Origin of the sequence: Rhodopirellula maiorica SM1, assembly GCF_000346295.1 — a bacterium.
Lineage (GTDB): Bacteria > Planctomycetota > Planctomycetia > Pirellulales > Pirellulaceae > Novipirellula > Novipirellula maiorica.
Genome location: NZ_ANOG01001080.1, coordinates 1 through 8,505, shown reverse-complemented (window position 1 = coordinate 8,505; position 8,505 = coordinate 1). Strand labels below are relative to the sequence as shown.

The following is an 8,505-nucleotide window of genomic DNA, read 5'->3' as shown; positions in this document are numbered from 1 at the left end:
CAAACGTCGTTGTTCGTAGATGGAACCAGTGCGTCGTAGAAATTTGCGGAACCCGACATTCTCGCGACTGCTCTATAGGGTTCGTTTCAAGTGGGAAGGCAGAAGCCCCAGTGAAAAACACTTGCGGCGTCGGCAAACGCAAGGAAGCATTTCGGATCGGAAACTCGTCAAGAGTTTCGCGGGCACGAGCCGTGAATCGAAAGTCTTGACGCTAGCGGCCTGTTAATTTGGTGAACCGCTCGCGCGAGAGCGGCCGGGTTCCACGCATTACCCGGTGCCTTACGAGAACGTCCGGCTCAGGGTGACTCTAACAACTCGCATTCGTTCTTTTTTTAAGGCCGGAGGCCTGACGGCCACGGCAGAGGATGTATCGGCCTCTGGCCTAAGCCGGACGTTCTCTTACGGCCCACGGCTCACTAATGCGATTTGCATTTCGACAAAATCAACAGCCTGCTAGACACGGATGATTCATCGACAAAGTACGATGTATAAAGCGACAGCCTAGAAAGACTGTCGTACAAAGTATGCAAGAAGCGACAGCCTGGAAAGGCTGTCGTACAGGCTGTTCTCAGTAAGATTTTCCGAGATAACGATCGCAGACCGTGTTGCGACGAATGAACCGATCCCGGTGAATAAACCGGGCTAATCGCATTCGCACGCTCAAACGCGACTTGCGTCCGAGCATACGCTGGGAAACTAGACAGCAGCCCCCTCGTCCACCGCACGTCTCTACAAGTCCGCCGCCTCGTCTTTGACCGGGCTGCCGACTTCGATCACGTCCAGCTTGTTCTCACCCGCAGTAATCTCAACTTCGATCGGGGTGGTCGTCACCACTCGGTACTTGGCTTCAACGAGATCGAACATTTTGACTTCGCTCGAGACACCCGGATCGTTACCGGTCGCGTTTCCCTCGGTTTGGGTTTTGTTTACCGTCACCTTGAATTTGCCTGCCGGAGCACCGAGGTACTTGCCATGGGTCATCACCACCGCTTCGCCGTTCTGGTCCGTGCTACCGCCGGAAACCCACCTGCTGAGCGATGGATCCGATGCGACCAACTGCACACTTGCTCCGGCAAGCGGGGCGCCGCCTTGATGCACGGTGAGGGTCACGGGATAAAGATCCGGAAGTCCCTCCGGCATCTCTTCGCTCGCACAACCAACCAAGACCGACAGTACGGTCGCCAACAATACCAACCGAGGTAGATTTGAAAACATAGAATCCTCAACGCAAATGAAATGAACACTCCGCATGCATGCGGAACCAATGGGAATGAAACTAGTTTGTAAACATCTTGGTCTCACTACCTGCGGGTGATCCCATCGCGCCCCAAACCCCATAGGGACTTTCCCCGCTGGTCACTTGCCGCGCATTGAGGTCCCCCGAATCGATCGAATCCGTGATGAAGCGAACGGCACCATCGAACATCAACGTTTGCACGCCTCCTTGGTGTTCACTCGACGGCGAATAGGTTCCCCAGCTATCGTTACCGCCGCCATAAGCACAGGAGTACGAGTTCGGAGGCAGGGTAGTGGTGAAGCGGTTGTTGATCGTGCGGCCATCGCCCAGGATCAGCCCCCGCCAACAATCGGCGCCGGTTTGATAGAGTCGAGGATTGTTGGCGTCCAGCGGCGCGGTCAGACAAGGCCCCGGCAGCGCTGTGGTGCCGTCATACATCCCATTAAAACTAGCCACGTCCCCTTTGACGAAGGCGACGTCTCGCGGCGTTCCAGCAACCTCACTCATGGCAATCGTGTTGCTGGTGCCATCAAGTAGATCGCGAAAACGACGTTTTGAATTTCGCTCGCCGTCGATCTGCGGAATGAACATGCTGCGTGAGTCGATACGAGAATTCGAACTCGATTCTTGCGAATCGTTTCTCGCATTATGCCACATCGCGTCTCCGGTGCTAAAGACATAGTGACACTTCGAAACACCGTTAACCGCGGTGCCATCGGCATTGGCAGCCGATGGGCAAAGGAACGATGATTGAGGCCCCGCCGCTTGCAGCGTGGGACTTTCCCAGATACCCGATTCGGGAACCGCTATCTTGGCGTCTTCGACGACCGACTCGTAGAGCGAGTTCATCTCCATAAACGGCATGATGAAAATGGACGCACTGACCGAGCGACTCCCGCCAAAGGAATAACCATGAAAGTCGACGGCACCGGCGGGGAACTGATCATAGGCCGAGTGATAGTTCTGCAGAGCCAATCCTAGCTGTTTCATATGGTTGGAGCACTGCATCCGGCGTGCGGCTTCGCGTGCCGCCTGCACTGCGGGCAAAAGAAGACCCACAAGCACACCGATAATGGCAATCACCACTAACAACTCGACCAAAGTAAAACCTGCAGACTTCTGCTTGGCATCCCGATTCATCCATTTCCCCTTATACAAGATTCAAAAAAACACAGACTCATGCTTCAACTTGGAAACAATGACTAAAAAAACACAGCGACCTGTTACCCGGTGAATGTGACACGCATGTGCGTGTTGAACATCGAACGTCCAAACATCATCGTTGGCCACGAATTTCAAGTTGCATGAGTTTGAACAGTAACAAGCTGAAAAAGTTTTGTGTGTGGCAACTAAAAAAAACAGAATTATGAAACAGAAGTGATACCCATTTGACGCGAGCTGATACTTTTTCGACACCGGCTACAAAAGACTCCTGCCACCGTTTGCATCAACGTCGTCTAATCCATCACTCATTTAAATTGATCGACTTCGCAGCACTTGATTTAACGCCTCCGTACTGCAACCTCAGTCGCAAGCTTCTTAACTGACAGACCGACAGACCATCGTCGGCGATCCCGCGATCCGCATGGATCGATCGAATTGGCTCGACATCGAGTACAGGTCTATAGATCAAAGGAGGGTTCATTTCCATTGCGAGCCCATTGCGGGTAACGCACGTCAATTAAACAAACGTTCGAAAATATCTTCGGCGTTTCGATCTTTGGCGTTTTAAATGTGCTCGGGAGGACACGAGCCCTACGGCGACGCTTTGGAAGTAGTGGACGAGATCACGAGTCCTTCCGACTGAGTGGCATGACGGGACTTAGTGGCCTCGTCCACTACGGTGCATGTTCCTAAGTAGTACGCTGCCCCCTTATGGCCGCGAAAACGACTCCGTGAGATCCACCGTCTTTCTCCTGCATCTTCTTTGCATCGAGAACATGATCTTGGATGAGACGTCATGGGGACGGACCGTCACAGTCCTTCTTGGGTAACACCAATTCCCCATAGCAGCATCTACATCATTCGCTGCCCGCTAGGAAACAAGAGTCACAACGGAATACAGACAAACGTCAGCGACAGCTGACGCCTGACGCCTGACGCCTGATGCCTGATGCCTGATGCCTCAGAGATGCTATCAACCAGATGCATTTTACAGCGAAGTGAAAAAACACTCGCCCCGCCGCGTCGTTCTTCTCTGGACCTGATTGTGAAGTTTTTTGTACTTTCGCTAAAGAGAAGCGAACGGGTCGCTTCATTTCTTTTGAGAAGGATTCGTTCGTGCTGTCAGTTCTACTTCGTTATCGCGATTTAGTGTTGCCAGTCGGCATCATCGGCTGCCTCGTCGTCATCCTTGTCCCGCTGCCAGCAATCCTGATGGATTTGTTGCTAGCATTAAACATCACCGTCGGTGTGATCATTTTGCTGACGACAATCTATGTGGCAACGCCGCTGGAATTCAGCATTTTCCCTTCATTACTGCTAGCCACCACGCTCGCCCGTTTGGTGTTAAACGTGGCGACAACGCGGCTGATTTTGACCGGTGCTGATACATTGAAAATGGAAGCCGCCGGGGGCGTGATCCAAAACTTTGGCGAATTTGTCGCCGGGGATCGGATCGAAGTGGGGATCATTATCTTTTTGATCATCGTGTTGATCCAGTTCATCGTGATCACCAAAGGTTCGACCCGGATTAGTGAAGTCGCAGCCCGTTTTGCCTTGGATGGAATGCCGGGCCGTCAAATGGCGATTGATGCCGACTTGAATGCGGGTTTGATCGATGAAAAAGAAGCCCAGCGACGACGTGAAGAGGTCAGCTCGCAAGCCGATTTTTACGGAGCGATGGATGGTGCGAGTAAGTTCGTGCGGGGTGACGCGATCGCCGGCATCGTGATCACGGTCGTCAATGTCATTGGCGGTCTCTATATCGGTGTGATGCACGCCGGGATGACGATCAGCGAAGCGGGAGCGTTGTTTACCAAATTGACCATCGGCGACGGTTTGGTCAGCCAAGTCCCCGCGCTGTTGATCTCGCTTGCCGCCGGTTTGCTGGTCACACGAAGCACGCAGAAAGTCAACTTGCCCGTTCAGTTCCTGCAACAACTCTTTGGTAATGCTAAGGCATTAACGGTCGCCGGCAGCTTTTTGTTGCTGTTGATTGTCACCAGCTTGCCCACCATCCCGATGGCAACCCTAGGAATTGGTTGCATTGGTTTGGCGATCGTGATGAATCGCAACAACACTCGCGAGATTGACGAGAAGCAAGTTCGCGAGAATGCCGAGAAAGCAGCTGCTGCGGCGCCACCGGAAAAACGGGTCGAAGACTTTTTGACGATCGACCCGATGGAGATGACGATCGGTCTGGGACTACTCAGTTTGGCCGACCCAGGACGTGGTGGCGATTTGATGCAGCGAATCACTGGCGTTCGCAACTCGATCGCCTCGGATATCGGCATCGTGCTGCCGAAAGTGCGAGTGCGTGACGAGATGAGTTTGGATCAAAGCGAGTACGAAATTCGCATTGCTGGCAACACGATTGCCCGCGCAACGGTCCGCCCTGACAAACTGCTAGCAATCGATAGCGGTCAAACCACCGGCACGATCGAAGGCGAACCGACACGCGACCCCACATTCGGTGAACCGGCGGTTTGGATTGACCCGATGCGTCGCGAACAGGCTGCGATCTATGGCTACACGACTGTCGAACCGGGTGCAGTGCTAGCAACTCATTTGCAAGAGGTTGCCCGCCGTCATGCAGATGAACTGCTTTCACGTGACGCCACAAAACATTTGATCGATGAATTGAAGGAAGTGTCGCCAGCGGTGGTCGATGAATTGATCCCCGGGGCGATGAAGGTGAGTGAAGTCCAGCAGGTGTTGCATTTGTTGCTACGAGAAGACGTTCCGATTCGTCAATTGAGCATCATTCTGGAAACGCTTGGCGATTTTGCATCTCGCACCAAAGACCCCGTGTTGCTATGTGAGTACGTGCGTCATCGATTGGCGCGGACGATCAGCACACGGTATCGCGACGAGCACAATCAATTGCATGTATTGGCGTTGGATCCTGCGATGGAAGACCGCATTGCCGCAGGGATCGAACATACCGAACGAGGACTTTTTGTGAGAATGAGTCCTCAAGCGGTAGACCTCACTTGCGAAAGAATCCAAGAAGCCGTTAAGAAACTGATTACCGCTGGTTATCCGCCGATTTTATTGGTCAGTCCTCGGATTCGTCCGGGGCTTCGCCAAATCACATCGCCGTCGATGCCACGTTTGAGAATCCTGTCGTACAACGAAGTGACTCAGGATACGAAGATCGAATCCCACGGAGTTGTCAGTGACACCTAAACCGATTGAGCCCACGCCCCGATACGAACCCACTCACCCAATTTATTGAAAACGTTCATCGTCGACCGTTTTTGAATCCCACAAAAATCCCTCGCGATGTGATTCGCACTATGCATATTCGCACCTTCCGAGCCGCCAGTCTTCAAGATGCCCTTGAAGAAATTCGCCAGCAGATGGGCCCCGACGCATCGGTGCTGCATACTCGCCAAGTCCGCGATGGATGGATGGGATGGCTGGGCCGCACGTATGTCGAAGTCACTGCGGGATTGCGAGATGCGATCGATGCGAATGGACGACCATCGCTCGAAGCCGACGATCTGGATGAAAACGCATACGCCCCCGAGGAAGATACGTCGCCACGGCAGAGTGTTTTCATGCATTCCGCTTCGATGTTGGCTGGGCCATTGCAAGCGTACCGTGAACAATTGATCGATTCCGGTGTGGCGGCGATCACCGCAGACCGCTGGTTACGGGCGACGGAAAGTTTCGCTGCAGGGCTAGGTGAATCTCAGGGTCAACCATGGCTGGAACATCTGCAGCGATCGATCGCTCGCGAATTGCGAGTGGGCGGACCGATCCGCACGCAACCTGGTTCAAAGCATATTGTCGCGTTAGTCGGTCCGACCGGGGTGGGTAAAACGACCACGATTGCCAAGTTGGCCGCAGGGTTCCGCATCCAAGAGCGGCGGCGGATCGGCTTGGTGACCATCGACACATTTCGGATCGCCGCGGTCCAGCAGCTCGAAGCCTACGCCGAAATCATGGACTTGCCGATGGAGGTGGTCGAAAAACCGGCGGAGATGCAGCCCGCGATTGAACGGCTAGGCGATGTCGACTTGGTATTGATCGATACAGCAGGCCGCAGCCCATCGAGTGACGCTCGAATCGACCAGCTCGTCGAACTATTGCGAATGGCGCAGCCCGATGAAACTCATTTAGTGATGGCGGCCACCAGTTCCGTATCCACGGTCCGCTCGGTGCTTCGCGGATTTGCTCCGGCGAGACCGACCGCTGCAATCTTAACCAAGTTGGATGAAGCGACGAACACGGCAGGCGTGTTATCGGCGCTCTCCTCGTCTGATTCGTTACCTGGGATCCCGCTGAGCTATCTGACCAACGGACAACAGGTCCCCGATGATATTCAAGTGGCAACCGCCGATACATTACTGTCGCGACTGCTACCTACGACGTTACAGAGCCAACATTTGGACGCAGCTTAATTTTTTTAGAAAGTTGACTCAGGTTTACCCCGGGTCAGTGTCGATACAGAGGGTGTAGCACACTGGACGTTTCAAAAGTGGCTTGAGTCAATTTTGAAATTATCTGGTTGCTCGCATTACAACACAGGAAACCTTGTTCTTCAAAAGGACGCTTAACCCCGTGACACGAAGCTTCGCATTATGCCTTGGTGCACTTGCAATGGCTTTAGTTGTCGTCCGAGGTGCAATATTCGGCGAGTTCGCTGATCACGTCGCCAGCGAGGCGATCATTGCACTGGTGGTGTTTAGTGGAATTGGATGGGGCGCAGGGTGGATTATTGAGTATGTCGTTCGTGATTCCGTGGAAGCCAGTTTTCGACGCCGAGTCGAGTGGTATCGCCAAGGGATCGCGGATGCAGGACTCTTAGAAGACAACTCCGCCGAAGAATCTTGAACACGGATGTTCAACATGGATGCTTCGGTTGGGCGCCAAGGCGGGTTTGGTTTACGTCTGCATGGATGCAAACGTGCACCAAACCGTCATGGATTTATATGAGTAACGATGGACATGGATTGCTGCCGTTTTCGGTAGCGACGAGCGTCCATGGTTACGAGACGCAGACGGCATGATGCCGTCAGTACATTTTTTGGTCACGGAGGATTGGATGGCAGCGACAGTCACAACCGACGATGAGATTCTGCAAGTCTGGCAAGACTTCAAGAAAATCACCAAGGACGCAGCAGAATACGAAGATTTACGCAATCGGTTGGTCGAACGCTACATGCCGCTGGTTCGCTACAACGGCGAACGTATCTGGCAACGGCTTCCCGACGGAGTCGAATTGGATGACTTGATCAGTGCCGGAATCTTCGGCTTGATGGATGCCATCGACGCGTATGATATGGAACGAGGCGTCAAGTTTGAAACGTACTGTGTGCCACGGATTCGTGGTGCCATGCTGGACGAACTTCGCACGATGGACTGGGTTCCTCGTTTGGTCCGCAGCAAAGCCAGCAAGCTTGCTGCTGCCAAGAAAGAACTCGAAACCAAATTTGGCCGAGCTCCTACCAACTTGGAACTATCCGAGAAGATGGAGATTCCGGTGGCGGAATTGGAAAAGATGCAATCCGACGCCAATGCGGTCGGCGTCGTTTCGCTGAACAAGAAATGGTACGAAACAGATAGCTACAAGGACGTTCGCGAAATCGACGTACTTGAAGACAAGAAGGGTGAAGACCCAACTATCCGCGTGCAAAAGAATGACTTGATGCGTTTGGTCACCAAAGGACTGAACCGCAACGAGCGATTGATCATCATTCTTTATTACTACGAAGAATTGACGATGAAAGAAATCGGCGCCACGCTTGATCTTTCCGAATCGCGAGTGAGCCAGATGCACACTTCGATTGTCAACCGCTTGCAGCAACAACTCGGACCACGCCGCATCGAATTCGGTGCATAACGATTCAGACGTAGCACGGCGGCCATGCACGGCCGTCGAATGCCCCATAGCGGCTCCCTTTTTTAAAGGAGCCGCTTTTTTTGTGCGCTGATGGATCCAGCGGAAATGAAGTGCCCCGTTTTCAAGTAGGGCAGGATCCTACGCTTTGGCAATGGATGCAGCGGGGCAGGGCAGGGCGGATTGAAAAGTTTCTCGGTCACCTCTACCAAACGCAGGTTTGGGAGAGGTCTAGTAGAGTCAGCATACATATCTAGCT

6 protein-coding genes are annotated in these 8,505 nt (G+C 53.3%); 4 read left to right on the top strand and 2 right to left on the bottom strand.

Annotation, left to right across the window (positions count from 1 at the left end; all coding sequences use genetic code 11):
* Nucleotides 1-729 precede the first annotated feature (729 nt).
* Together RMSM_RS35055 and RMSM_RS35050 are read right to left on the bottom strand one after the other, a co-directional pair.
* Entirely contained in the window at nt 730-1,215 is a 486-nt protein-coding gene (locus RMSM_RS35055) for a hypothetical protein (protein ID WP_008709034.1), read from the bottom strand.
* 61 nt (nt 1,216-1,276) lie between these two features.
* Nucleotides 1,277-2,377, bottom strand: a complete 1,101-nt coding sequence (locus RMSM_RS35050; protein ID WP_008709031.1) for a DUF1559 domain-containing protein — start codon at nt 2,375-2,377, stop codon at nt 1,277-1,279.
* 1,140 nt (nt 2,378-3,517) lie between these two features.
* Between RMSM_RS35050 and flhA the strand changes: the two genes are divergently transcribed.
* The 4 genes from flhA (at nt 3,518) to RMSM_RS35025 (ending at nt 8,249) form a co-directional block, all read left to right on the top strand.
* A complete protein-coding gene (flhA, locus tag RMSM_RS35040) occupies nt 3,518-5,587 on the top strand; it encodes a flagellar biosynthesis protein FlhA (RefSeq protein WP_008709029.1) in 2,070 nt (689 codons plus the stop codon).
* A 110-nt stretch (nt 5,588-5,697) separates the two neighbouring features.
* The gene (locus RMSM_RS35035; RefSeq protein ID WP_040771199.1) at nt 5,698-6,807 is read left to right on the top strand and encodes a flagellar biosynthesis protein FlhF; all 1,110 of its coding nucleotides are present in this window, start codon (nt 5,698-5,700) and stop codon (nt 6,805-6,807) included.
* Between the two features lie 199 nt (nt 6,808-7,006).
* Complete coding sequence (locus RMSM_RS35030; protein WP_008709025.1) at nt 7,007-7,240, top strand: hypothetical protein; 234 nt, start codon at nt 7,007-7,009, stop codon at nt 7,238-7,240.
* Between the two features lie 211 nt (nt 7,241-7,451).
* Entirely contained in the window at nt 7,452-8,249 is a 798-nt protein-coding gene (locus tag RMSM_RS35025) for a FliA/WhiG family RNA polymerase sigma factor (RefSeq protein ID WP_040771197.1), read from the top strand.
* Nucleotides 8,250-8,505: the final 256 nt, after the last annotated feature.

Bases quoted from the DNA above. Each gene is read 5' to 3' on its own strand.
- RMSM_RS35030 (WP_008709025.1), top strand. From the start codon at position 7,007: ATGGCTTTAGTTGTCGTCCGAGGTGCAATATTCGGCGAGTTCGCTGAT.
- RMSM_RS35025 (WP_040771197.1), top strand. From the start codon at position 7,452: ATGGCAGCGACAGTCACAACCGACGATGAGATTCTGCAAGTCTGGCAA.
- RMSM_RS35035 (WP_040771199.1), top strand. From the start codon at position 5,698: ATGCATATTCGCACCTTCCGAGCCGCCAGTCTTCAAGATGCCCTTGAA.
- RMSM_RS35055 (WP_008709034.1), bottom strand. From the start codon at position 1,215: ATGTTTTCAAATCTACCTCGGTTGGTATTGTTGGCGACCGTACTGTCG.
- RMSM_RS35050 (WP_008709031.1), bottom strand. From the start codon at position 2,377: ATGAATCGGGATGCCAAGCAGAAGTCTGCAGGTTTTACTTTGGTCGAG.